Source organism: Zoogloea sp., assembly GCF_041911615.1.
Taxonomy (GTDB): Bacteria; Pseudomonadota; Gammaproteobacteria; order Burkholderiales; family Rhodocyclaceae; genus Zoogloea.
Genome location: NZ_JAYROR010000107.1, coordinates 1 through 23,686, shown reverse-complemented (window position 1 = coordinate 23,686; position 23,686 = coordinate 1). Strand labels below are relative to the sequence as shown.

The following is a 23,686-nucleotide window of genomic DNA, read 5'->3' as shown; positions in this document are numbered from 1 at the left end:
GAAGGCTAGGGGCTGGGACTGACAGCCGGCTTACGCCGGGCTGTCGTCGGGGCCATCGGCCGGGAGGCCCTCGCGGGCTTCGGCCGATGGGGCTTTACTTGACGCGCATCCCAGGCTGGGCGCCGGCATCCGGCGACAGGATGAAGATGCCCGGGGTCTCGCCGCTGCTGTCGGAGGCCGCCAGCACCATGCCCTCGGACATGCCGAACTTCATCTTGCGGGGCGCGAGGTTGGCGACCATCACCGTGAGGCGGCCCACCAGGGTGGCGGGGTCGTAGGCGCTCTTGATGCCGGCGAAGACCTGGCGGGGTTTCTCTTCGCCGATGTCGAGCTGCAGACGCAGCAGCTTGGCGGCGCCTTCGACGTGTTCGGCGGAGACGATCTTCGCAATCCGCAGGTCGATCTTGCCGAAGTCGTCGATGGAGACGAAGGGCTCGAACTCGCTGGCCTGCGCCGCCTCGGTGGCGGCGGCGTTGGCCTGGTGCTGGGCGTGGCGCTGTTCGGAATGGGCGGCCTTGGCGTCCTTCGATTCCTTCACCGGCTTGGCCTCGGCGGCGGGGGCCAGGGAGTCGCGGTTGGCCTCGAGCAGGGCATCGACCTGCTTGCGTTCGATGCGGGTCATGAGGTGGCTGTAGGCGTTGATGGCGTGGCCGGCGGGCAGCGGGGCGAGGACGTCGGTCCAGGTGAACGGGGCGATGGCGAGGAAGCCCTCGACCTGGGCGGCGAGCGCCGGCAGCACGGGCTTGAGCAGGCCGGTGAGGGCCTTGAAGATGTTGATGGCGGTGGAGCACACCACGTGCAGGCGGGCGTCCTGGCCTTCCTGCTTGGCGAGCTCCCACGGCTTGTTGTCGTTCACGTAGCCGTTGGCGAGATCGGCGAACTCCATGATCTTGCGCAGGGCGCGGCTGTAGTCGCGGGTTTCGAAGGCGGCGGCGATCTCGTCCACGTTCCAGTCGAGGCCGAAGGCCGGGTCGTGGGCGGCGAGCTTGCCGTCGAAGCGTTTGGCGATGAAGCCGGCGCAGCGGCTGGCGATGTTGACGAACTTGCCGACGAGGTCGGAATTGACCTTGGCGATCATGTCGTCGAGGTTGAGGTCCACGTCTTCCATCGTGCCGTTGGACTTGCCGGCGAAGTAGTAGCGCAGCCACTCGGGGTTGAGCTTCTGCTCGATGTAGCTACGGGCGGTGATGAAGGTGCCGCGGCTCTTGCTCATCTTGGCGCCGTCGACGGTGAGGAAGCCGTTGACGCACAGCTGGGTCGGCGTGCGGTAGCCGGCGAAGTGCAGCATCGCGGGCCAGAACAGGGCGTGGAAGTAGAGGATGTCCTTGCCGATGAAGTGGATCATCTCGGTGCCGCTGGCGGCGGCCGGGCCGGCTTCGGTGAAGGCGGCCACGTCGATGTCGGCGTTGCGCGAGGCGAGGTTCTTGAAGCTGGCGAAGTAGCCGATCGGGGCGTCCAGCCAGACGTAGAAGTACTTGCCCGGGGCGCCGGGAATCTCGAAGCCGAAGTAGGGCGCGTCGCGGGAGATGTCCCAGTCGGAGAGCTTGTTCTCGCCGGCTTCGCCGAGCCATTCCTTCATCTTGTTGGCGGCTTCCTGCTGCAGGCGGCGGGCGCCGTCGGGCGTGGTGCCCTGGGTCCATTCGCGCAGGAACTCGACGGCCTTCGGGTCGGAGAGGCGGAAGAAGTAGTGCTCGGAGGTGCGCAGCACCGGCTTGGCGCCAGACACGGCGGAGTACGGGTTCTTGAGCTCGGTGGGCGCGTAGGCGGCGCCGCACACCTCGCAGTTGTCGCCGTACTGGTCGGCCGCGCCGCACTTGGGGCACTCGCCCTTGATGAAGCGGTCGGGCAGGAACATCTCCTTCACCGGGTCGTAGAACTGCTCGATGGCGCGGGTGTCGATGAGCTTCGCGCCGTCGCGCAGGCGGGTGTAGATGTCCTCCGCGTACCAGCGGTTTTCGTCGCTGTGGGTGGAGTGGTAGTTGTCGAAGGCCACGCCGAAGTCGCGGAAGTCGCGGCTGTGCTCGCCGTGCACGCGGTTGATGAGCTGCTCGGGCGTCAGGCCTTCCTTCTCGGCGCGAAGCATCACCGGCGTGCCGTGGGTGTCGTCCGCGCAGACGTAGTACACCGTGTTGCCGCGCATTCGCTGGTAACGCACCCAGATGTCGGCCTGGATGTAGCCCACCAGGTGACCGAGGTGGATGTCGCCGTTGGCGTAGGGCAGGGCGTTGGTGACGAGGATCGTGCGCGGGGAAGTCATGGGCGGGGCCTGGACGTGATGATTGTGAACACGCGATTCTAGCAAAGCCCGCGACGTGCGTCGGGCAGGGGCGCGCGCAACCGGGCCGGGAGGGCGGACGATGCCCTTAACCTGGCGCCGGCTTTTGGGTAAACTGGACTAAATTACTCGGGTTTCAGTTTCGCGCCCCGCCTTCATCGCATGTTTTCCTTTTTTCGCCGCCCACCGGCCTCCGACACCATGAGCCTCTCCGAACAGAGCGTCCTCGACAGCCTCCGGCAGCTTGCCGATCCCAATACCGGCAAGGATTACGTTTCGTCCCGCGCGGTGAAGAACCTGCGCATCGCGGGTGCCGACGTGTCCTTCGACATCGAGCTGGGCTACCCGGCGAAGACTCAGATCGACGCCATCCGTCAGGCCGTCATCGCCCAGGTGAAGGGCGTGCCGGGTGTCGGTAACGTGAGCGCCAACGTGTTCAGCAAGATCGTCGCCCATGCGGTGCAGCAGGGCGTCAAGCTGCTGCCGGGCGTCAAGAACATCATCGCCGTGGCCTCGGGCAAGGGCGGTGTCGGCAAGAGCACCACCGCCGTCAATCTGGCCCTGGCGCTGGCGGCCGAGGGCGCCAAGGTCGGCATGCTCGACGCCGACATCTACGGCCCGTCGCAGCCGCAAATGCTCGGCATCGGCGGCCAGCGCCCCGAATCCCACGACGGCAAGACCATGGAGCCCCTCGAGGCCCACGGTCTGCAGGTGATGTCGATCGGCTTCCTCGTCGACGTCGAGACGCCGATGGTGTGGCGCGGCCCGATGGCCACCCAGGCGCTCAACCAGCTCCTCAAGGAGACCAACTGGCGCGACCTGGACTACCTCGTCATCGACATGCCGCCGGGCACCGGCGACATCCAGTTGACCCTGTCTCAGAGCGTGCCGGTGACCGGCGCGGTGATCGTCACCACGCCCCAGGACATCGCCCTGCTCGACGCGCGCAAGGGCCTCAAGATGTTCGAGAAGGTCGGCGTGCCGATCATCGGCATCGTCGAGAACATGAGCATCCACATCTGCTCGAAGTGCGGCCACGAGGAGCACATCTTCGGCGCCGGCGGCGGCGAGACGATGGGCAAGGACTACGGCGTGCCCTTCCTGGGTGCGCTGCCCCTCGACATCCAGATCCGCCAGGAGGTGGATAGCGGCGTGCCGACCGTCGTGTCCGACCCGGACGGCCGCGTGGCCGAGATCTACAAAGGCATCGCCCGCAAGGTGGCGATCACCGTTGCCGAGCGGCAGAAGGACATGAGCCACAAGTTCCCGAACATCGTGGTGCAGAACACGTGATGGCCATGCAACGTTTGCTTATCGCGGTCGCGCTGGCCGCCGTTTCCGTCGGCTTGTCCGGTTGCATCGTCGGCACCGTGGTCGGCACGGCGGTGGATGTGGGGGTCGAGGTGGTCAAGGTGCCGTTCAAGGTCGGCAAGGGCATCTACGACGTGGTCAAGGACGACGATCCGCCGGCCAAGGCCAAGACCGTGGATGCGGGTAACGCCGGACAGAAGTCCGAATGAGCGTTGCGACGCGCTCAACGCGGGCGCGCGTGCATGTAGAATGCGCGTTTTTCGTGCAGGGATTGCCAGCGTGAGCATCAAATCGGACAAGTGGATTCGCCGCATGGCGGAAGGCGACGCCAGGATGATCGAGCCCTTCGCCCCCGAGCTGGTGCGCCAGAACGAAGGCGGCAAGATCGTTTCTTACGGCACCTCGAGCTACGGCTACGACGTGCGCGTCGCCAACGAATTCAAGATCTTCACGAACATCAACTCGACCATTGTCGATCCGAAGAACTTCGACGAGCGCAACTTCGTGGATTTCACCGGTGACGTGTGCATCATTCCGCCCAACTCGTTCGCCCTGGCCCGGACCGTCGAGTACTTCCGCATCCCGCGCAGCGTGCTCACCGTCTGTCTCGGCAAATCCACCTACGCGCGCTGCGGCATCATCGTCAATGTGACGCCGCTCGAACCCGAGTGGGAAGGCCACGTGACGCTGGAGTTCTCCAACACCACGCCGCTGCCCGCCAAGATTTACGCCAACGAAGGCGTGGCCCAGATGCTGTTCTTCGAATCCGACGAAATCTGCGACACGTCCTACAAAGATCGCGGCGGTAAATATCTGGGTCAGACCGGCGTCACCCTGCCGAAAATCTGAAATACTTGTCAGCTACACTCTGAACATCGGGCGGATCATGCGCAGGCACGCAGGTCCGCCCAAAGCTTTTTATTGATCCGCCCCCACTCAAATCGGGCATCGAGGAGTCGAGTATGCGCTTCAATTTTCCGGTCATCGTCATCGACGAGGACTTCCGTTCGGAAAACACGTCCGGGCTGGGCATCCGTGCCCTGGCGGAAGCCATCGAGAAGGAAGGCCTCAACGTGCTGGGCGTGACCAGCTACGGCGACCTGTCGTCCTTCGCGCAGCAGCAGAGCCGCGCCTCCACCTTCATCCTGTCGATCGACGACGAGGAATTCTCGTCGCCCGAGGCTGCAGAGAAGGCGATTGCCGACCTGCGCGCCTTCGTGAGCGAGATCCGGATGCGCAACGCCGACATCCCGATCTTCCTGTACGGCGAGACGCGCACCTCGCGTCACATCCCCAACGATGTCCTGCGCGAACTCCACGGCTTCATCCACATGTTCGAGGACACGCCCGAATTCATCGCCCGCAATGTGGTGCGCGAGGCCAAGGCCTACCTCGAATCCCTGCCGCCGCCGTTCTTCCGCGCGCTCACCCATTACGCTTCCGACGGCTCGTATTCCTGGCACTGTCCCGGCCACTCCGGCGGCGTCGCCTTCCTGAAGAGCCCGGTGGGTCAAATGTTCCACCAGTTCTTCGGTGAGAACATGCTGCGCGCCGACGTGTGCAATGCCGTCGAAGAACTCGGCCAACTGCTCGACCACACCGGCCCGGTGGCCGCGTCCGAGCGCAACGCCGCGCGCATCTTCAACTGCGACCACCTGTACTTCGTCACCAACGGCACGTCCACGTCCAACAAGATCGTGTGGCACTCGACGGTTGCGCCGGGCGACATCGTGGTTGTGGACCGCAACTGCCACAAGTCGGTGCTCCACTCGATCATCATGACCGGCGCGGTGCCGGTGTTCCTGATGCCGACCCGTAACAACTACGGCATCATCGGCCCGATCCCGAAGAGCGAGTTCGCCTGGGAAAACATTCAGAAGAAGATCGACGCCAACCCCTTCATCACCGACAAGTCCGCCAAGCCGCGGGTGTTGACGATCACCCAGTCCACCTACGACGGCGTGCTGTACAACGTCGAGGCGATCAAGGAAGAGCTGGACGGCAAGATCGACACCCTGCACTTCGATGAAGCCTGGCTGCCCCACGCCGCCTTCCACGACTTCTACGGCGACTACCACGCCATTGGCGCCGACCGTCCCCGTTGTCAGGAGTCGATGGTCTTCGCCACCCAATCCACCCACAAGCTGCTGGCGGGCCTCTCCCAGGCCTCGCAGATCCTCGTTCAGGACGCCGAGAACAGCCATCTCGACCGCGACGTGTTCAACGAGGCCTACCTCATGCACACTTCCACCAGCCCGCAATACGCGATCATCGCGTCCTGCGACGTGGCGGCCGCGATGATGGAAGAGCCGGGCGGCACCGCGCTGGTCGAAGAGTCCATCGCCGAAGCCCTCGACTTCCGCCGTGCCATGCGCAAGGTGGACGAGGAATGGGGCGCCGACTGGTGGTTCAAGGTGTGGGGGCCGGACGACCTGTCCGAGGAAGGCATCGAGGAGCGCGACGCCTGGATGCTCAAGCCCGGCGAGCGCTGGCACGGGTTCGGCAGGCTGGCCGAAGGCTTCAACATGCTCGACCCGATCAAGGCCACGATCATCACCCCGGGCCTCGATGTGGACGGCGAGTTCGCCGAGCGCGGCATTCCGGCGGCCATCGTCACCAAGTATCTGGCCGAGCACGGCGTGATCGTCGAGAAGTGCGGCCTGTATTCCTTCTTCATCATGTTCACCATCGGCATCACCAAGGGCCGCTGGAACAGCATGGTGACCGAGCTGCAGCAGTTCAAGGACGACTACGACAAGAACCAGCCGCTCTGGAAGGTGCTGCCCGAGTTCGTCCAGAAGAATCCGCGCTACGAGCGCGTCGGCCTGCGCGACCTGTGTCGCGACATCCACGCCGTTTATCGCGCCAAGGACGTCGCACGCCTGACCACCGAGATGTACCTCTCGGATATGGTGCCGGCCATGAAACCCGCCGACGCCTTCGCGAAGATGGCCCACCGCGAGATCGAGCGCGTGTCGATCGACGAGCTGGAAGGCCGTGTCACCAGCGTGCTCCTCACACCTTACCCGCCGGGCATCCCGCTGCTGATTCCGGGCGAGCGCTTCAACAAGACGGTGGTGCAATACCTGCACTTTGCCCGCGAGTTCAACGAGCGTTTCCCCGGTTTCGACACCGACGTGCACGGCCTGGTCAAGGAAGTGCGCGACGGGCGCATCCACTACTTCGTCGATTGCGTGCGCGACTGAGCGCCCGCGTCGCCGAAACAAAAACGCCGCGGACGACGCGGCGTTTTTGTTTGCGGGAGCCAATCGCTCAGCGTCGGCGCGCGTAGGTGACGAAGGCGAAGGGCAGCCCAGATTCCGCCACGTGGGATTCCCGCGAGACTTCCTCCCACGCGTTGGGGTCGATGGCCGGAAAGTGTGCGTCGCCGGCGAAATCCCGGTCGATCTCGGTGAGCACCAGCCGGTCGGCCCGGGGCAGCGCCTCAAGGTACAGGGCGGCCCCGCCGATCAGGAAGGCAAGCGCCGCATCGCCCGTCGCGGTGAGGGCTTCGGACAGGCCGCCGGTCACCGTGGCGCCCGGGGCGTGGAACTGCGGGTTGCGGCTTACCACGATGTTGTGCCGCCCGGGCAGCGGCCGGAACGCGTCGGGGAGTGATTCCCAGGTCTTGCGCCCCATGATGACCGGCTTGCCGCGAGTGGTCTCGCGAAAGAACTTCATGTCCTCCGGCAGATGCCAGGGCAGGCGATTGTCGATGCCGATGACGCGATTGCGCGCCACCGCGGCGATCAGGGCGAGGATCGGCGGGTTCATACGGCCACCGGTGCCGAAATGTGCGGATGCGGGTTGTAGCCCTCGAGGGTGAAGTCCTCGATCCTGAACGCGAAGATGTCCTTCACGTCCGGGTTGATGCGCATTGTCGGCAGGGCGCGGGGCTCGCGGGATAGCTGCAGCCGGGTCTGGTCCAGGTGATTGAGGTAGAGGTGGCAGTCGCCGCCGGTCCAGACGAAATCGCCGGGCTCGTAACCGCAGACCTGAGCCACCATCATCGTGAAGAGCGCGTAGCTGGCGATGTTGAACGGCACGCCCAGGAAGATGTCGGCGCTACGTTGGTAGAGCTGGCAGCTCAGCTTGCCGTCGGCCACGTAGAACTGGAACAGGGCGTGGCACGGCGGCAGGGCCATGCGGTCCACCTCGGACGGGTTCCACGCCGACACGATGTGCCGGCGCGAATCCGGGTTCTTCTTGAGCGCCTCGATGAGCTGGCTGATCTGGTCGATGCTGCGTCCGTCGGGCGCTTCCCAGCGGCGCCATTGCTTGCCGTAGACCGGGCCGAGTTCGCCCGATGCGTCGGCCCACTCGTCCCAGATCGAGACCCCGTTGTCCTTCAGGTACTTGATGTTGGTGTCGCCGCGCAGGAACCACAGCAATTCGTGGATGATCGAACGAGTGTGGAGCTTCTTGGTGGTGAGTAGCGGAAAGCCTTCGGAAAGATCGAAGCGCATCTGCCAGCCAAAGACCGAGAGCGTGCCGGTGCCGGTGCGGTCCATCTTGCGGTGGCCGCGTTCCGCCACGTGGCGCATGAGTTCGAGGTACTGGCGCATGGAGGAGGGCAATACGGGTCGAAAGAAAGGTTGGCAGTTTACCCGTGTCGCCGCCGGCTCGGTATCGGGACGAACCGCGATGCCCGCGCACCGGGGTGCCGAAAAGACCTTTGTGCTAACATCGAAATCCGTCAAAGAATGTTTCGGTTCAACCGTCGGTAAAGGCGCGGAAAATGGCAGCAGGCTCGGTCCTCAATAACCCGCATCCGCTCACGCAGCCGGAGACGCTGGGTCGGATTCTGACCGACATCGCCACCAATGCGGCGCCGACCGCCATCGTCGAACTGATCCGTTGGCTCGACTCCTTCCACTTCGAGGGCGAAGTGCCGCTGCCGCAGCTGGCACGTCTCGTTGCCACCCTCGACGAAGCCGCGCAGCCGCAGTTGCGTCAGGCGTCCGGGCTTTATCTTTCCAACGTTTTCGGTTCCCGCAGCGTGCGCTACAAGGCGTTGGGACGGGATTTCTACGCCAGTCTCGGCCGCGCCTACGATCTGGTGCTGGGCGGGCTCGGGTCCGATCTGGCCATCGCGCAGGGCGATCCGCTGCGGGTCGAGATGCTGCTGCGCGCCGTGCGGGCGGCCGCCGGCGAGATGAAATGGGTGGCCTTCGATTACCAGGAGCTCTCGCCCGACGTCTGGCAGCGTGCGATCTCGGCATACCGTGCGGCCCAGGATGGCGGTGGGCTCAACACCCCGGTCAATGTGCGCGAGGGGCGCGAGACGCGCTCGACAGTGAGCCGCGAGTTCATCCGGCTGGTGGCGATGCAGTGCGCCAGTCTCGACCAGCTTTCGCCCGACCGCATCGAGGCCACCGACAAGCTGGTGCGCTATCTGCAGCACAGCCTGTGCCTGTCTGACGAGCCTCGCGGCGGTAGCCAGTTTTCCCTCGATCTCGACAGCCGCGCCGCGCCGCAGCGCTGCCTGGCGGTGCCCGAGCGGGTTCCCTCGTCGACCCGCTATTTCCGACCCGCCGATGCGGTGCCGATGCTCGGTGAACTTCGCCAGACGCTCGCCGATGGCGGGCTTGGGCCGGTTTTCGCCGGGATCGGCGTGCCCTCGGTCAGCGGTGCGATCCGCCACCTTTCGCGCCAATGGGGGCCGGTGCCGCCGATGCGGCAGTACCGTCGCCATGTGGTGCGCGGCGCGCTGGCGCTGGCCACCGGCCTTGGCTTCATCCGTTCCCAGCTATCCGGCGAGGCACAGCTACGGCCGGCCGCCGCCTGGACCCTTCGTGACGCCAGCCGCAACGGTTTCGGTGTGGTGTCGGGCTCCTTCGATCCAGACATCTGCCGTGTCGGCGCACTGGTCGGCGCCCATGTGGGCGAAACCGGGCGCTGGGTGCTGGCGTTGGTACGGCGCGTCCGCTCGGCGGACGAGGGAGGTGCCTCCGTCGGTCTGCAGACCCTTTCCAGCGAGCCGCAGCCGGTGGTCCTGGACGACGGCGCGCGCAGCTGGAACGGCATCCTGTGCGATCCGGTGGTGCGCGGCCGCGAGGTGCGAATTGCCTGCGAACCGGGGGCGATGCGCTCGCCGCGGCCGGTTTTTGCCAAGCTGGCGGGGCGTACGATCAAGCTGCTGCCCGGCAAGGTGCTGGTCAGCGGGCCGGGCTATCAGGTGGTGGGCTGTGCGGTCGTCTAAGGCTGAATAGTTTTTTACTATCTAATTTATCGATTTCATATGTTTGACGTCGGCCCATCCAGCTGATAAGTTTCGATCCAATGACCTCCCAGCACCAGACCAATCTCCTCTCTCTTCTGGCCCTCTCCGGGCTGGGTCTGCTGCTGCCCTAACGGGCACATCTTTTCTTCCCCTTCCTGTTGTCGTACCCCGTCGCCCATTCCAGGCGAATTGCGTCTTCGTGCGCGTTTTGAACGGAGTTTCACCATGACCTCGCCGAATCTTTCCCTGCTGCCCCTACGACTGCGCCCCGGTTGCCAGGCCTCGAGCCCGCGGCAGTCTGGCAGCCCTGCGTCCGCATCCCAACACCCGAACCGCATCCGACGAAAACAAAGGAACCGATCATGTTGAAGAACCCGCAAACCAAGTATTCCGCCTTTCCCCCGGTCGCCCTCGCCGACCGCCAGTGGCCCAGCCGCACGATCACCCATCCGCCGATCTGGATGAGTACCGATCTCCGCGACGGCAATCAGGCCCTCTTCGAACCGATGAATGCCGCCCGCAAGTTGCAGATGTTCCGCAAACTCGTGGCGATCGGCTTCAAGGAAATCGAAGTCGCTTTTCCCTCCGCCTCCCAGACCGATTTCGATTTCGTCCGCCAGCTCATCGAGCAGGGCGAGATTCCCGACGACGTGACCATCGAAGTGCTCAGCCAGGCCCGCGAGCACCTCATCCGTCGTACGATGGAATCGCTTCACGGAGCCCGTCGTGCCATCGTCCACATTTACAACGCCACCTCGCCGGTGTTCCGCGAGACGGTGTTCGGCATGAGCAAGGATGAAGTCAAGGCGCTCGCCGTCGAGAGCGTGACCCTCGTCCGGCAGCTCGCGGCCGAGCAGCCGGAGACGGAGTTCGTCCTCGAGTACAGCCCGGAAACCTTCACCGCAACCGAACTCGACTTTGCCAAGGAGGTGTGCGATGCGGTGGTCGAGGCCTGGAATCCGAAGCCGGGCGAGAAGGTGATCATCAACCTTCCCTCCACCGTCGAGGTGGGCTCGCCGAATTTTTACGCCGACCAGATCGAGTGGATGCACCGCAATCTTGCCCGCCGCGAGCAGATCATCCTCAGTGTGCACCCGCACAACGACCGTGGCACCGCGGTGGCGGCCGCCGAACTCGCCCAGCTTGCCGGCGCCGATCGGGTCGAGGGCTGCCTCTTCGGCAACGGCGAGCGCACCGGCAACGTCGATCTCGTGACCCTCGCCCTCAACATGTACACCCAGGGCATCCATCCGGGCCTCGATTTCTCGGATATCAACGACATCGCCCGCGTGGCCGAGGAATGCACCCAGATGCCGATCCACCCGCGCCACCCCTACGTGGGCGATCTCGTGTTCACCGCGTTCTCCGGCTCACATCAGGACGCGATCAAGAAGGGCTTCGAGGTGCAGCGGCCGGGCGACAAGTGGACCGTGCCGTACATGCCCATCGACCCGCTCGACGTAGGACGCACCTACGATTCGGTGATCCGCGTGAACAGCCAGTCCGGCAAGGGCGGCGTGGCGCACTTGCTCCAGGCCAACTATGGCCTCGTGATGCCGCGGCGGATGCAGGTGGAGTTCAGCGCCGCCGTGCAGCGCCTCACCGACGCGTCGGGCCAGGAAGTGGATGCCCACCAGTTGTGGACGCTCTTCGGCCGCGAATACCTCGAGGCCGATGCGCCGATCCGCTACGTGGCGCACCATCTCTTCGAGGCCGGCAGCCGTCAGGGCATCCGCATTGAGGCTGAGGTGAATGGCCGCGCGGTGGAGTTCGTCGGCGAAGGCAATGGCCCGGTGGAAGCGGCGGTGGCGGCCATCGGCGTGCCGATCCGCGTGCAAAGCTTCGAGGAGCGTTCGATGGGCGAAGGCGCGGATGCGGCGGCGGTGTGCGTCGTCGAGGTGGCGATGGAGGGCGTGGCCGGTAGCTGCTTCGGCGCCGGCATGCATCGCAACACCGTGACGGCGTCGGTGCGCGCGATCATCAGCGCGGCCAACCGTGCGGTGGCGAGGGCGCCCGTCACGGACGGTGCGCAGGCGGACTGCACCGCCTGAGGCGACGTCCTGGCGTAAGAAAAGGGCCGGGAATTCCCGGCCCTTTTTGCGTCCTCGGTGCGTGCCGGGTCAGACGGCAGCGAGCGCCTGATCCAGGTCGGCCAGGATGTCGTCGATGTGCTCGATGCCGATCGACAGACGCACCATGTCGGCCGACACGCCAGCCTTGGCGAGTTCGTCCTCGGACAGCTGGCGGTGGGTGGTGGACGCCGGGTGGCAGGCGAGGCTCTTGCAGTCGCCGATGTTCACAAGTCGGGTGACGAGCTTGAGGGCGTCCTGGAAGCGCGCGCCGGCGGCCTTGCCGTCGCCGTCCGGGCTCTTCACGCCGAAGTTGACAATGCCGGATGCGCGGCCGCCCATGTATTTCTGGACCAGGCCGTGGTCGGGGTGATCGGCGAGGCCGGCGTAATTCACCCACGCGGCCTTCGGGTGTGCCTGCAGGAAGGCAGCGACCTTGGTGGTGTTTTCGCAGATCCGGTCCATGCGTAGCGCCAGCGTCTCGATGCCCTGCAGGATCATGAAAGCATTGAACGGGCTGATCGCCGCGCCCATGCCACGCAGCGGCACCACGCGGGCACGGCCGATGAAGGCCGCCGGGCCCAGGGCTTCGGTGTAGACGACGCCGTGGTAGGAGACGTCCGGTTCGTTCAGGCGCGGGAAGCGCGCCTTGTTTTCGGCCCACGGGAACTTGCCGCTGTCGACGATGATGCCGCCCAGCGTGGTGCCGTGGCCCCCGAGGTACTTGGTCAGCGAATGGACGACGATGTCCGCGCCGTGCTCGATCGGGCGGCACAGGTAGGGCGAGGGCACGGTGTTGTCGACGATCAGCGGAATGCCGTGGGCGTGGGCGATGGCGGCCAGCGCCTCGAAGTCGGTGACGTTGCCGAGCGGGTTGCCGACCGATTCGCAGTAGATCGCCTTGGTGCGGGCGTCGATGAGCGGGGCGAACGCGTCCGGGTCGCGGTAGTCGGCGAAGCGCACCTGAATGCCGAGCTGCGGCAGGGTGTGGGCGAACAGGTTGTAGGTGCCGCCGTACAGCGTGGAGGCCGAGATGATGTTGTCGCCGGCTTCGGCGATGGTCTGGATGGCGTAGGTGATCGCCGCCATGCCGGAGGCCACGGCCAGCCCGGCGATGCCGCCTTCCATCGCCGCCACGCGAGCCTCGAGCACCGCCTGGGTGGGGTTCATGATGCGGGTGTAGATGTTGCCGGCCACTTTCAGGTCGAAAAGATCGGCGCCGTGCTGGGTGTCGTCGAAGGCGTAGGAGGTGGTCTGGTAGATCGGCACGGCCACCGCTTTGGTGGTCGGGTCCGGGCTGTAGCCACCGTGCACGGCGAGGGTTTCGAGTTTCATTGTGTTTTTCTCCGGGTTGAATGCGGGCCGGGCGGTTCCGGGCGTCATGCATCCGGGTTTTCCCGGTGCGTCGTCCGGGAACTGCCGAATGCCGAAAAATGAACTAAATTAGGATAATACTGAAAGTTTCGCGTCGTTCGTCCTGATCTGTGGCAAGCGTCAGCGGAACACCATAAAAAGGAGGGGACACATGGAACTGCAAGGACGCAACGCGACCTGGCTCGAACTCGCCGTGGCACCACTGTGGCGACTCGGCCAGACCCGGGTGAGGGTACATGCCCTCAGCGGCGGTGGCGAGGGCTGCGTGGGCATCACCGTGGACGAGCGCTGGCTGTGCGCCAACGATGGTCGGCTGACGGTTTTCGGATGCCGCGATTCGGCGTCGCGCTTTCTCGATCTGCTGCGCATCGATCACATGGAAGAGGGCGAGCCCGCCGAGCTGCCGGCAGACTGCGGCTGCGGCGGCGTGCAGTGCATGCGCCTGGGCGCCGCGGGGCTGCGTGCCTGCGACGGGCGTCGTGGCCGGACGGCGCGCACCGGCGAGGGGCCGCGGCGGATCGTCATTCAGTCGCCGCCGCGCAGGATCACGTTCAGCACCGAATTCATGGGCTGATCGAAGGCGACCAGCAGGATTTCGTCGGGTGCGCCGGGAGACGCCAGCGCCGCCCGGCAGTTCGCCACCGCGATCCGGGCCGCCGCCTCGATGGGGTAGCCATATACGCCGCAGCTGATCGCGGGGAAGGCGATCGTCCGCACGCCATGTTCGGCCGCCAGACGCAGACTGTTCAGATAACATGCCGCGAGCGCTTCCGGCTCGCCGTGCGCGCCACCGCGCCACACCGGACCCACGGTGTGAATCACGTAGCGCGCGGGTAGCCGGAAGCCGGGTGTGATCCGTGCTTCCCCCGTCGGGCAGCCACCGAGGCCGGCACAGAATGCGGTCAGTTCGGGTCCCGCCGCCCGGTGGATCGCCCCGTCCACGCCACCGCCGCCCTGCAGGCTGGCGTTGGCCGCATTCACGATGGCGTCGATCGCCAGCGTCGTGATGTCCCCTTGCCAGACGCGTATCCGCGTATCGCTCATCTCGTGCTCCCAGCGGGCCGGTTTTGTCGCAGACTGGCGATTGTGCGCCGTTGCGCCGCCGCCGGGGATGTCGTCGTGCTTGCAGTGCGGCGTGGTTTGGGTTGAAAATAATACGGTATTACGCAATAGGGGGCGAAGTGGCAAAGCCGAAGGTGGTCACCGTCCTGTCCCAGAAGGGCGGAGCGGGCAAGTCGACACTCACGATGCAACTGGCGGGCGGGCTCGCGCGACGTGGCAAGGGGGTGGCGATCATCGATCTTGATCCTCAGGAGACCGCGTTGCGATGGGCACATTCCGCCTCGCCGGATGCGCCCTTCCCGGCGCCGGTGCGACCGCTCGACGGCGATCCGGCGGTGTTGCCCCAGGCCGTCAAGGCGCTGGGGCGGGAGGTGGGCGTGGTGCTGCTCGACTGCCCGCCGTCCATCGAGCATCCGGCGACCCTCGCTGCCCTGCAGGCGGCCGATCTGGCGCTGGTGCCGGTGGTGCCGAGCCCCGCCGACCTGTGGTCGACCAAGGGCGTGGAGCGCCTGATCCTGCAGGTGCAGGCGAGCCGCAAGGGCTTGAAGGCGGCGTTGGTGCCGAACCGGGTGCTTCGCACCAACCTGGCCTGGGATGTGCTGGAGGTGATGCGTGATTTCACGCTACCCGTCCTCGGCGCATCGCTCTCCCAGCGTAATGCCTTCGCGCAGAGCGCGGTGATCGGTGGCACGGTGTATCAACTGGGCCGAACCGGCGCCGAAGCGGCACGCGAAGTGGACAAACTGGTTGCCGAAGTTCTGAAACTGATAGGAGAGAAAGCATGAACAGCAAGACCCGGTCGGCTCTGCGCTCGACGCTGGAGAAAGAAAACGCGTCGCTGGCGGCGCGCCTGCCCGAGCCGGGCGCCGAGGGTGCTGGGGCGGCCGCCGAGCCCGCGCCCGTGACGGTCGCTCCGGCTGCCGAGCTTGTCGCGGCGCCGGTGGCGGTCGAGACGCCGGTCGCCGTGGATGCGACGCTGGTCGTCGAGGTGCCCGCCAAGGCCGAGGTCGTGAAGACCAAGCCGGCCCGCGCGGTTGCGAAGCCCGCGGTGGCTAAGCAGGACAAGCCCGCCCCGAAGGCGCCCGTCAAGGCGCGCAAGCCCGCGGTGAAGGCGCCAGCCAAGCCGGCGGCCGACGCGCCTGCGCCGGAGCTTGCCGAGGCCGCCACGGCGACCGCGCCGGTCGTCGCGAAGAAGACGGAAAAAACGGCCAAGCAGCCCAAGCCGGTCAAGGTCGAGAAGCTTGCCAAGCCGGCCAAACCCGCAAAGGCGAAGGCCGAGAAAGCCGCCAAGGTGGTGCGCGAGAAGGTGGTGCGCGATTCGTTCTCGATGCCCAAGAGCGAGCACGCGCAGCTCAAGGCCCTGCGCGAGACGCTGGCCAAGGCCGGGCGCATCTGCACCAAGTCGGAGCTGCTGCGGGCCGGCGTGCAGTTGCTGCTGAAGGAGTCGTCGGCCAGCGCCAAGGCGCTGGTGGAAGGCCTGGTGGTGGTGCCGAAGGGTAAGAGCGCGAAGTAAGCGTCCGGGTCACGCACCGGGCCGGTGGGTGATTTGTATAAAAACAGCAACAATGGCCTGGCTATTGTTGCTGTTTTTGTTTTGAGTGGCGCGGGTCGTCGAAGTGGACGAGGTGGACGCGGATCAGTCCGCGCAGGCCGTTGCCCACGTACAGCGCGTCGGCGGTGGCGAGATCGACCGGGCGAAGCGTCGCCTCGCGGGCGCGGCCTTCGCGCAGCAGGCGGCGGCGCAGCACGCCGTCGAGCAGGCCTGCGGCGGTGGGCGGGGTGAGCAAGGTGCCGTCCCGTTCGACGAAGAGGTTGCTGCGGGCGCCTTCGGTGAGTTCGCCGCGTTCGTTGATGAACAGCGCGTCGAAGTGACCAGCGGCCATTACGCGGGCAAGTTCGCGGTCGTACAGGGCGCGGGCGGTGGTTTTGTGGTGCAGCAGGGGGTCGTCGCTGGTCGTGGCGTGGGGCGACAGCACGACGGTCGGGGCGGCGCCCGGTGCGCCGGGGGCGAGGTCGGCGTGCTCGATCTGCAGATCGCCTGGTGCGCCGAGGGTGACGCGCACGCGTTGCGGCGTGGTGCTGGTGACGGTGGCGAGGCAGCGCCGGAAGGCGTCGGCGTCGAACGCGAAGCCCAGCGCGCGGGCGGAGTTGCCGAGGCGTTCGAGGTGTTCGGCTAGGAAGGGGTAGCCGACGCCGGGTTCGAAGCGCAGGGTTTCGATGAGGCGCAGGCCCTTGGGCAGGGCACTGACGAAGCGCGCCTTGAGGTGGCATTCGGCCCATTCGGGCGCGGGGCGGGAGTCATGCACGATGCCGCTGCCCACGTCGAGGCGCACGCGGCCGTCGGCTTCGACGAGAAGGGTGCGGATCGGCACGCTGAGGCGGAAGTCGCCGCCGGGGCGCAGCCAGCCGAGGGCGCCGCAGTAAAGGCCGCGGGATCGTGTCTCGAGCGCGCGGATGATCTCCATGGCGCGGATCTTGGGCGCGCCGGTGATCGAGCCGCAGGGGAACAGCGCGGCGAAGATCGTGGCGAGGTCGGCGTCCACCGGTTCGGCGACGATTCGGGAGGTCATCTGCCAGACGGTGGGATAGGCTTCGACGCGGCACAGGTCTTCGACCCGAACGCCGCCGGGCGGCGCGAGGCGGCCCATGTCGTTGCGGATGAGGTCGACGATCATGACGTTCTCAGCGCGGTCCTTCGCGGAGGCGGCGAGTGCGGCGGGGTCGCTGTCGCGGGGGGCGGTGCCCTTCATCGGTCGGCTGGCGAGGCTGCGGCCGTGGCGTTCGAGGAAGAGTTCGGGTGAGCGCGACAGGATCGCGCCGCCGGCGTGGGCGATGAAGGCGCCGTAGCGCACCGGCTGGGCGGCGCGCAGGGCGCGGTAGAGGGCGGCGGCGCTGCCGTAATGTCGGCCGTGGAGCGGAAAGGTGAAGTTCACCTGGTAGCAGTCGCCGTCGGCAATGTATTGGCGGATTCGATCGATCTTGCCGAAATAGTCGCCGGCGTCGATGCCTGCCGTGAGTGCGCCCAGCCCGCCGGGAGCGTCGCCGGCGCGTTCGGCGAGCCAGCCGTCGCAGTCGGCCTCCGCGAGCCAGGTGGCGTGCGCGAAGACCCAACCGGTAACGAGGGCGCCGTGATCGGCGGGCATCAGCGGCCGCAGGCGTGGCTCGATGGCGTAGCCGAGTTCGTAGGCGGCGGCGAGGGCGACCCAGGCGCCTGCACGGGCGGCGGCGTCGAGACGATGCAGGGTCTCGGCCCAGTCGGCGGGGGTGTGGCAGACGACGGTTTCGCGCAGGCCGGTGAGCAGCCACGCGCCGGGTGGGTCGGCGAGGCTGTCGTCGAAGAGGGCGAAGGTTTCGGCTTCGGCCGGAGGGGCCGGGATCGGGGGCTTGGCGGACACGCGGCGGAGTGTACCCGCTCGCCGCGCCCGGCGCCTGTCGACGGCGCCGGGCAGCGTGGGGCGGACTTAGAGCAGCGGGCTGCCGGAGTGCTCGCCGCGTTCGTAGACCACGTGGGCGCGGCCGACGAGGAGCGGGTCAAGGGCGCCGATGTGCTCGATGTCCTTGTTGGCGTAGGGGAGCTTGTGCAGGATGTAGCGCATGGCGTTGAGGCGTGCGCGCTTCTTGCAGTCGGACTTGATGACCGTCCACGGGGCGTCGGCGGTGTCGGTGTGGAAGAACATCGCTTCCTTGGCCTTGGTGTAGTCGTCCCACTTGTCGAGGGAGGCCAGGTCGATGGGGCTGAGCTTCCACTGCTTGAGCGGATGGGCCTCGCGCTCCTTGAAGCGGCGGCGTTGCTCGTCGCGGCTGACCGAGAACCAGAACTTGACGATATGCACGCCGCTGCGCACCAGGTGGCGCTCGAATTCGGGCGTCTGGCGCATGAACTCGAGGTATTCGTCGGGGCTGCAGAAGCCCATCACGCGTTCGACGCCGGCGCGGTTGTACCAGGAGCGGTCGAACAGCGCGATCTCGCCGGCGGTGGGCAGGTGCTGCACGTAGCGCTGGAAGTACCACTGGCCGCGTTCGGTCTCGGTGGGCTTCTCGAGGGCCACCACCTTGGCGCCGCGGGGGTTGAGGTGTTCCATGAAGCGCTTGATGGTGCCGCCCTTGCCGGCCGCGTCGCGGCCTTCGAAGAGGATCACGACGCGCTGGCCGGTGTCCTTGACCCACGCCTGGAGCTTGAGCAGTTCGACCTGCAGGCGGTATTTCTGCTTCTCGTAGGCCTTGCGGGACATCAGGTTCTTGTACGGATAGGCGCCTTCGCGCCAGCCGTCGGCGAGCTCGTCGTCCGGGTGGGAGGGGAGCTTCTTGTAGACCGGTTCGTCTTCGGAGAGCAGGGCCTTGCGCAGGATGGTGGCGTCGTCGGGGGAGGCGCCGGCCATGATGGCCTGCAGGGTTTCGGCGATGCTGTGGGTGTCGTGCTTGGCGAGGGTGGCGACGATGTCTGCGACGGCGCTGGCCTTGGCGTCGCGGGCGGCATCGACGGCTTCGTCCACGACGAAGTTCTCGATGTCGGCCGGGGTCTGCTTGGGCGCGGTATCGCCGGCGGCGGCGCGGCGCGGCGTGCTGGCGCGGGCGGGCTTGGCGGCGGCGGGTGCTTCGAGTTTGGACGTGTCGTTATCTTGGGTCGTCATGACGTGGCTTCCTTCTTCTAGGTGTTTGTCCGGTCGGCGCAGCGCTTGGCGTAGCTTCGGCATCGCTCGATGTATTCGGCGGTGCTCTTGGGCATCGGGGTGCGCGCGCGGGTGATGTAGCTGACGAGGTCGCGGCCTTGCTGGATGAGCAGCCGGCCGTCGGTGACGAGGTGCTGGTCTTCGCTGTTGACGGGCATCTCGGCGTCGTTGAAGTGGGCGATGAGCCGTTCGCCGGCGGTGACGAAGGTGGTCCAGATGTCGAAGATGTCCGGGTCGGTGCGCAGGGTTTCGGTCTTGACGTGGGCGGCCCGGGCGAAGGCGCGCACGTGGGGCGCGATGCCGGCGAAACAGGGCAGCGCGTCGAAGTTGGCGACCATCGCGTCGGCGATCAGGTCGATGTCGCGCAGGGTGAGGGCGATCTTGACGTAGCGGCTCTCGTAGAAATCCTCGAGGGGGATCGAGAAGGCCTTGAAGGGCTCGCCCCACAGTTCGTCGATGCCTTCCTCGCCGGAGCGGTGCAGCACGAGGCGCCCGAGACCGAGCGCCTCCTGCAGACATCGGCCGCATTCGCGCATCAGGGCGTTGTCGGACTGGATCTCGATGCCGACGCTCTGCAGCTCGACGAGCTTGGTGAAGATGTCGGCGGCGCGGTTGAAGAGGGCGCCGGCGAGCATGGCGCCCTTGACGCGGCGGCGGTCCACGTCGGCTTCTTCCTCGTAGCTCTTGCGCGCTTCGTTGAGGCGGCTGCCGGGAATGTTGAGGCCGTGTTCGACGTGGTTGAACAGCCGGCGGGTGAGTGCGCCGATGAGCTTGCGCTTGGCCTGCAGGGTGTCTTCGGGGACGGTGTAGGTCTTGACCCAGTAGCCGGAATAGTAGACGCGCTCTCGGCCGTCGATGATCTGCCGGGTGCCTTCTGGGGTGTCGTGGTCCATTGTCCGCTTGCGTCTACTTTCTGGTTACGGGAATTTGAAATTCTGCACCAGAAAAGGCCGCTTGATGAAGGCAGTCCCGATAATTTCACCCTTCCAGGGGCAGGGGTGTTGCGTGGAAGGGATGGCGGGCGGACGCTCAGATGAGGCCGTCGAGAATCTGCACGGGCACGCTGTCGCCGGGCTGGACGTTGCCCCGCTCGGGGCTGAGGACAATGAGGCAGTTGGCGTCGGCCATCGAGCTGAGGATGCCGGAGCCCTGGGCGCCGGTGCTGCGCACCTGCCAGTGGCCGTCGGCCTCGAACAGTACGCCGCGCAGGAATTCGGTGCGGCCGGGCGCCTTGCGGATGGCGCCGCTGCTGCGGGCGTCGAGCAGCGGCGGCGGGGCGACCGGATCGACCCCGGCGAGGCGCAGCAGGGCCGGGCGGGCGAACTGGTAGAAGGCGATCATCGTGGCGACCGGGTTGCCGGGCAAGCCGAACAGCCAGGCGCCGTCGTGTCCGCCGATGCGCCCGAAGGCGAAGGGGCGGCCGGGTTTCATGGCGAGCTTCCAGAACAGCACGTCGCCGAGGCGGGCCATGACGTCGCGGGTGAAGTCGGCCTCGCCGACCGATACGCCGCCGCTGGTGAGGATCGCGTCGGCAATGCCGGCGGCTTCGCGCACGGTGGTCTCGAGGGTGTCCGGGTCGTCGCGGACGACGCCGATGTCGATGACGTCGAAGCCGAGCCGCTGCAGCATGCCGAACAGGGTGTAGCGGTTGCTGTCGTAGATCTGGCCGGGCGCGGTGGGTTGGCCGATGCTGACGATCTCGTCGCCGGTGGAAAAGAAGGCGACCCGCAGGCGGCGGCGCACGGCGAGTTCGCCGATGCCGAGGGAGGCGACGAGGCCCAGTTCGGCGGGGCGGATCAGCCGGCCGGCGGCGAGGGCGGGCAGGCCGGCGCGCAGGTCTTCGCCGGCGCGGCGCAGGTTCTGGCCGGCGCGCTGGCCCGGCGGGACGCTGACCTGGTCAGGCGTGGCGCGCACGGCTTCCTGCATGACGATGGTGTCGGCGCCGGCCGGCACCGGGGCGCCGGTCATGATGCGCACGGCTTCGCCGGGGCCCACGGTGGCGGTCGCCGGGCGGCCGGCGAAGGCCGTGCCGACGATCCGCAGGGGGGTGTCGCGGTCGGTGGCCAGGTCGGCGTGGCGCACGGCGTAGCCGTCCATGGCCGAGTTGTCGTAGGCGGGCACGTCGATCGGCGAGACGACGGGCTGGGCGAGGATGCGCCCGAGGGCGTCGCGCAGCGGGATGCGCTCGATGCCGCAGATCGGCGTGATGGCGTCGAGGATGAGCTGGCGGGCGAGGTCGACCGGGAGTTCGTTCGGGGCATAGCCGGCGCGCTCGCCGAACTGCTGGGCCAGGGATGTCACCGGGTGGGCGCTCCTGCTTGATGCGCGCGGAGCTCGTCCGGCGTGTTGATGTTGGCGAAGGCGTCGGGGACGTCGTCGAAGGGGCAGGCGACCCACTTGAGGCGCTGCAGCCAGCTTTCCATCCGTCGTCCGCCGGCCCGGGTGAAGGCCTGAAGATCGGGCAGCGCGTAGCAGCGGATCAGGCTGAAAACCGGGTGGAGCTGGTCGCCGGTGCGGGCCACGGCGATGCTGGCGCGGCCGACGGTGAGCGCGTCGGCGAGGCGGGCGACGAGGTCGGGCGGCAGGAAGGGCGAATCGCAGGGGGCGCTGGCGAGATAGGGCGTGGCGCATGTGGCGAGTCCGGCCTCCAGCCCGGCCAGCGGGCCGGCGAAACCTTCGAGGCGGTCGCCAACCACGGGGTGCGCGTAGCGGGCGTAGTGCTCGGGGTTGCGGTTGGCGCTGATCATCAGCTGTCCGACCTGGGGCTGGAGTCGGTCCAGGACGTGTTCGACGAGCGGCCGGCCGTCCAGCAGGGCGAGGCCTTTGTCGACGCCGCCCATGCGCTGGCCGCGGCCGCCGGCGAGGACCAGGCCGGTGATGTTTTCGGGAGTGGCGGGGATCTGCACGTCAGCCACCGATGTAGGACATTTCGATCTTGCGCAGCCCGGCGGTGGCGGCGGTCCGGATCTCGGAGTAGCGGTCGTCGCGCGCCTGCCAGACAGCGCCGATGGCGGCCGACAGTTCGGCGTCGCTGCGCGGTTCGCGCAGCAGGGCGCGCAGGTCGTGGCCGCTCTGGGCGAACAGGCAGGTGTAGAGGCGGCCTTCGGTGGACAGGCGGGCGCGGGTGCAGGTGGAGCAGAAGGCCTGGGTGACCGACGAGATGACGCCGATCTCGCCGCCGCCGTCGGCGTAGCGCCAGCGCTCGGCGACTTCGCCGGTGTAGTTGGGATCGACGGGTTCGAGCGGGAAATGTGCGCCGATGCGCCGGACGACCTCGGCCGATGGCACCACGTCGTCCAGGCGCCAGCCGTTGGAGCTGCCGACGTCCATGAACTCGATGAAGCGCAGGATGTGCCCGCTGCCGCGGAAGTGGCGGGCCAGCGGCACGATCTCGTGGTCGTTCATGCCGCGTTTGACGACCATGTTGATCTTGATCGGCCCGAGCCCGGCGGCGGTGGCGGCGTCGATGCCCGCCAGCACGTCGGCGACCGGCACGTCCATGTCGTTCATGGCGCGGAAGGTGGCGTCGTCCAGCGAGTCGAGGCTGACCGTAACCCGGGCGAGCCCGGCGGCCTTGAGGGCGGCGGCCTTTCGGGGCAGCAGCACGCCGTTGGTGGTGAGCGTCACTTCCATGCCGGGGATCGCCGCGAGCTGGGCCACCAGGCGTTCGAGGTTGCGGCGCAGGAGCGGCTCGCCGCCGGTGAGGCGGATCTTGGTGACGCCGTGGGCGGCGAACAGGCGGGCGAGGCGGGTGATCTCCTCGAAGCTGAGCAGCGATTCGCGCGGCAGGAAGGCGTAGTCCTTGTCGAACACGGCCTTGGGCATGCAGTACACGCAGCGGAAGTTGCAGCGGTCGGTGACGGAGATGCGCAAGTCCTTGACCGGCCGGCCACGGCTGTCCACCAGGCGGCCGGTCGGGGCGGGCAGATCGGCGGGGATGCTCGGGCGCTGCCGGAGCATCCGCTCGTCGGCAATCGGAATGACTCGTTGGTTCATCGTCTCAAGGGGGGGCGGGCAAAGGGGGTTTTACCGCCAACGCGCGTCGGCTGCCTTGTCCTGGGGCAAGGATCGGACGTCGCCAGAAAATTATGGAGGCTGGGCAGGGCAAGGGCAAGCGGCGGCGCTTGCCCCCGTCGCCTGAGCAGCCCCCCGAATTTCGTCTTCCAACGTAGTCGTCGTACGATTGAAGTTGTCCCCATCCCGTGGACAGGTTGTGGCTTGAAACTCAAGCGCTCAGGTCGCACTCGATTGTCGTATTCTGGACGTTCTCCTTGTCACGGTGTCGTTGCTCGAAGTTCATCGTTGAGCGGTATCCCAGCGCCGAATGGCGGCGGCGCGGGTTGTACCAGCCTTCGATCCAGGCAAAGACTGCCAGACGTGCTTCGGTCTTGGTCTTGACGCTGCGCCGATCGATCAGTTCGCACTCGAGGCTGGCAAAGAGGCTCTCGGCCATCGCGTTGTCGTAGGCGTCTTGGCTGCCCTGATCCGAGTGATGAATCACGCCCTCGGGCTTGCCCGTGGCCAGGGCCCTGTTGAGGGCGCCAAGAACGAGCTCGGTGCAGTTCGTGGGCGTCAGCCCGAACACGAGACGGGCGGCCGCAGACTGCGAAAGGAGTCCCGCCTCAATCAGGTCATGAATCTGGCAGGCAGCCAAGAATTCCAGGACCGACCGATGGTGGAAGCGGACGCGACCGTACCCTCC

The 23,686-nt window shown here is 66.9% G+C and carries 21 protein-coding genes; 9 read left to right on the top strand and 12 right to left on the bottom strand.

Annotation, left to right across the window (positions count from 1 at the left end; genetic code table 11):
- Nucleotides 1–94: 94 nt before the first annotated feature.
- Nucleotides 95–2,257: a methionine--tRNA ligase gene (gene metG, locus ACE3P2_RS13835; RefSeq protein ID WP_374265419.1), complete on the bottom strand. Its 2,163-nt coding sequence runs from the start codon at nucleotides 2,255–2,257 to the stop codon at nucleotides 95–97.
- Between the two features lie 219 nt (nucleotides 2,258–2,476).
- Between metG and apbC the strand changes: the two genes are divergently transcribed.
- The 4 genes from apbC (at nucleotide 2,477) to ACE3P2_RS13815 (ending at nucleotide 6,792) form a co-directional block, all read left to right on the top strand.
- A complete protein-coding gene (gene apbC / locus ACE3P2_RS13830; RefSeq protein ID WP_374265417.1) occupies nucleotides 2,477–3,568 on the top strand; it encodes an iron-sulfur cluster carrier protein ApbC in 1,092 nt (363 codons plus the stop codon).
- Between the two features lie 5 nt (nucleotides 3,569–3,573).
- Nucleotides 3,574–3,795: a hypothetical protein gene (locus ACE3P2_RS13825; protein WP_374265415.1), complete on the top strand. Its 222-nt coding sequence runs from the start codon at nucleotides 3,574–3,576 to the stop codon at nucleotides 3,793–3,795.
- Nucleotides 3,796–3,865: 70 nt separating this feature from the next.
- A complete protein-coding gene (dcd, locus tag ACE3P2_RS13820) occupies nucleotides 3,866–4,435 on the top strand; it encodes a dCTP deaminase (protein WP_374265413.1) in 570 nt (189 codons plus the stop codon).
- 113 nt (nucleotides 4,436–4,548) lie between these two features.
- Nucleotides 4,549–6,792, top strand: coding sequence for an Orn/Lys/Arg decarboxylase N-terminal domain-containing protein (locus tag ACE3P2_RS13815; RefSeq protein WP_374265411.1), 2,244 nt, complete (start codon nucleotides 4,549–4,551; stop codon nucleotides 6,790–6,792).
- A 67-nt stretch (nucleotides 6,793–6,859) separates the two neighbouring features.
- On the opposite strand, the gene ACE3P2_RS13810 is transcribed toward ACE3P2_RS13815, so the two are convergent.
- Both ACE3P2_RS13810 and ACE3P2_RS13805 read right to left on the bottom strand, forming a co-directional pair.
- Nucleotides 6,860–7,360, bottom strand: coding sequence for a dihydrofolate reductase (locus tag ACE3P2_RS13810; protein ID WP_374265409.1), 501 nt, complete (start codon nucleotides 7,358–7,360; stop codon nucleotides 6,860–6,862).
- Nucleotides 7,357–8,151 carry a thymidylate synthase gene (locus ACE3P2_RS13805; RefSeq protein ID WP_374265493.1) on the bottom strand — a complete coding sequence of 265 codons (795 nt, stop codon included), beginning with the start codon at nucleotides 8,149–8,151 and terminating at the stop codon, nucleotides 7,357–7,359. The genes ACE3P2_RS13810 and ACE3P2_RS13805 overlap by 4 nt, the downstream gene beginning before the upstream one ends.
- 173 nt (nucleotides 8,152–8,324) lie before the next feature.
- Here ACE3P2_RS13805 and ACE3P2_RS13800 point away from each other — a divergent pair, with 173 nt between their 5' ends.
- Together ACE3P2_RS13800 and leuA are read left to right on the top strand one after the other, a co-directional pair.
- Nucleotides 8,325–9,788, top strand: coding sequence for a hypothetical protein (locus ACE3P2_RS13800; RefSeq protein WP_374265407.1), 1,464 nt, complete (start codon nucleotides 8,325–8,327; stop codon nucleotides 9,786–9,788).
- Nucleotides 9,789–10,171: 383 nt separating this feature from the next.
- The gene (gene leuA / locus ACE3P2_RS13795; protein WP_374265405.1) at nucleotides 10,172–11,860 is read left to right on the top strand and encodes a 2-isopropylmalate synthase; all 1,689 of its coding nucleotides are present in this window, start codon (nucleotides 10,172–10,174) and stop codon (nucleotides 11,858–11,860) included.
- Between the two features lie 69 nt (nucleotides 11,861–11,929).
- Here leuA and ACE3P2_RS13790 read toward each other — a convergent pair whose 3' ends face one another.
- Entirely contained in the window at nucleotides 11,930–13,213 is a 1,284-nt protein-coding gene (locus ACE3P2_RS13790) for an O-acetylhomoserine aminocarboxypropyltransferase/cysteine synthase family protein (RefSeq protein WP_374265403.1), read from the bottom strand.
- Between the two features lie 190 nt (nucleotides 13,214–13,403).
- On the opposite strand from ACE3P2_RS13790, the gene ACE3P2_RS13785 reads away from it, so the two are divergent.
- On the top strand, nucleotides 13,404–13,826 hold the full coding sequence (locus ACE3P2_RS13785; protein ID WP_374265401.1) for a hypothetical protein: 423 nt from the start codon (nucleotides 13,404–13,406) through the stop codon (nucleotides 13,824–13,826).
- Here ACE3P2_RS13785 and ACE3P2_RS13780 read toward each other — a convergent pair.
- Entirely contained in the window at nucleotides 13,778–14,296 is a 519-nt protein-coding gene (locus tag ACE3P2_RS13780; RefSeq protein WP_374265399.1) for an O-acetyl-ADP-ribose deacetylase, read from the bottom strand. The two genes, ACE3P2_RS13785 and ACE3P2_RS13780, sit on opposite strands and share 49 nt — an antisense overlap.
- Before the next feature lie 137 nt (nucleotides 14,297–14,433).
- Here ACE3P2_RS13780 and parA point away from each other — a divergent pair, with 137 nt between their 5' ends.
- Both parA and ACE3P2_RS13770 read left to right on the top strand, forming a co-directional pair.
- Nucleotides 14,434–15,099: a ParA family partition ATPase gene (parA, locus tag ACE3P2_RS13775; RefSeq protein ID WP_374265397.1), complete on the top strand. Its 666-nt coding sequence runs from the start codon at nucleotides 14,434–14,436 to the stop codon at nucleotides 15,097–15,099.
- On the top strand, nucleotides 15,096–15,827 hold the full coding sequence (locus tag ACE3P2_RS13770) for a hypothetical protein (RefSeq protein WP_374265395.1): 732 nt from the start codon (nucleotides 15,096–15,098) through the stop codon (nucleotides 15,825–15,827). Before parA ends, ACE3P2_RS13770 begins: the two co-directional genes overlap by 4 nt.
- A gap of 61 nt (nucleotides 15,828–15,888) precedes the next feature.
- Here ACE3P2_RS13770 and pabB read toward each other — a convergent pair whose 3' ends face one another.
- The 7 genes from pabB to ACE3P2_RS13735 form a co-directional block, all read right to left on the bottom strand.
- Nucleotides 15,889–17,709, bottom strand: coding sequence for an aminodeoxychorismate synthase component I (gene pabB, locus ACE3P2_RS13765; protein WP_374265393.1), 1,821 nt, complete (start codon nucleotides 17,707–17,709; stop codon nucleotides 15,889–15,891).
- A gap of 66 nt (nucleotides 17,710–17,775) precedes the next feature.
- On the bottom strand, nucleotides 17,776–18,945 hold the full coding sequence (ppk2, locus tag ACE3P2_RS13760; RefSeq protein WP_374265391.1) for a polyphosphate kinase 2: 1,170 nt from the start codon (nucleotides 18,943–18,945) through the stop codon (nucleotides 17,776–17,778).
- Nucleotides 18,946–18,962: 17 nt separating this feature from the next.
- Nucleotides 18,963–19,877: a hypothetical protein gene (locus tag ACE3P2_RS13755; RefSeq protein ID WP_374265389.1), complete on the bottom strand. Its 915-nt coding sequence runs from the start codon at nucleotides 19,875–19,877 to the stop codon at nucleotides 18,963–18,965.
- 136 nt (nucleotides 19,878–20,013) lie between these two features.
- A complete protein-coding gene (gene glp, locus ACE3P2_RS13750) occupies nucleotides 20,014–21,276 on the bottom strand; it encodes a gephyrin-like molybdotransferase Glp (RefSeq protein WP_374265490.1) in 1,263 nt (420 codons plus the stop codon).
- A gap of 5 nt (nucleotides 21,277–21,281) precedes the next feature.
- Nucleotides 21,282–21,890 (bottom strand): molybdenum cofactor guanylyltransferase MobA, encoded by a 609-nt coding sequence (gene mobA / locus ACE3P2_RS13745; RefSeq protein ID WP_374265387.1) that lies wholly within the window; start codon nucleotides 21,888–21,890, stop codon nucleotides 21,282–21,284.
- 1 nt (nucleotide 21,891) lies between these two features.
- Complete coding sequence (gene moaA / locus ACE3P2_RS13740) at nucleotides 21,892–22,944, bottom strand: GTP 3',8-cyclase MoaA (protein ID WP_374265488.1); 1,053 nt, start codon at nucleotides 22,942–22,944, stop codon at nucleotides 21,892–21,894.
- A gap of 265 nt (nucleotides 22,945–23,209) precedes the next feature.
- On the bottom strand, nucleotides 23,210–23,686 hold a 477-nt coding region (locus tag ACE3P2_RS13735), incomplete at its 5' end, for an integrase core domain-containing protein (RefSeq protein ID WP_374265385.1).

Bases quoted from the DNA above. Each gene is read 5' to 3' on its own strand.
- metG (WP_374265419.1), bottom strand. From the start codon at position 2,257: ATGACTTCCCCGCGCACGATCCTCGTCACCAACGCCCTGCCCTACGCC.
- apbC (WP_374265417.1), top strand. From the start codon at position 2,477: ATGAGCCTCTCCGAACAGAGCGTCCTCGACAGCCTCCGGCAGCTTGCC.
- ACE3P2_RS13825 (WP_374265415.1), top strand. From the start codon at position 3,574: ATGCAACGTTTGCTTATCGCGGTCGCGCTGGCCGCCGTTTCCGTCGGC.
- ACE3P2_RS13815 (WP_374265411.1), top strand. From the start codon at position 4,549: ATGCGCTTCAATTTTCCGGTCATCGTCATCGACGAGGACTTCCGTTCG.
- ACE3P2_RS13810 (WP_374265409.1), bottom strand. From the start codon at position 7,360: ATGAACCCGCCGATCCTCGCCCTGATCGCCGCGGTGGCGCGCAATCGC.
- ACE3P2_RS13805 (WP_374265493.1), bottom strand. From the start codon at position 8,151: ATGCGCCAGTACCTCGAACTCATGCGCCACGTGGCGGAACGCGGCCAC.
- ACE3P2_RS13800 (WP_374265407.1), top strand. From the start codon at position 8,325: ATGGCAGCAGGCTCGGTCCTCAATAACCCGCATCCGCTCACGCAGCCG.
- leuA (WP_374265405.1), top strand. From the start codon at position 10,172: ATGTTGAAGAACCCGCAAACCAAGTATTCCGCCTTTCCCCCGGTCGCC.
- ACE3P2_RS13790 (WP_374265403.1), bottom strand. From the start codon at position 13,213: ATGAAACTCGAAACCCTCGCCGTGCACGGTGGCTACAGCCCGGACCCG.
- ACE3P2_RS13785 (WP_374265401.1), top strand. From the start codon at position 13,404: ATGGAACTGCAAGGACGCAACGCGACCTGGCTCGAACTCGCCGTGGCA.
- ACE3P2_RS13780 (WP_374265399.1), bottom strand. From the start codon at position 14,296: ATGAGCGATACGCGGATACGCGTCTGGCAAGGGGACATCACGACGCTG.
- ACE3P2_RS13770 (WP_374265395.1), top strand. From the start codon at position 15,096: ATGAACAGCAAGACCCGGTCGGCTCTGCGCTCGACGCTGGAGAAAGAA.
- ppk2 (WP_374265391.1), bottom strand. From the start codon at position 18,945: ATGACGACCCAAGATAACGACACGTCCAAACTCGAAGCACCCGCCGCC.
- ACE3P2_RS13755 (WP_374265389.1), bottom strand. From the start codon at position 19,877: ATGGACCACGACACCCCAGAAGGCACCCGGCAGATCATCGACGGCCGA.
- moaA (WP_374265488.1), bottom strand. From the start codon at position 22,944: ATGCTCCGGCAGCGCCCGAGCATCCCCGCCGATCTGCCCGCCCCGACC.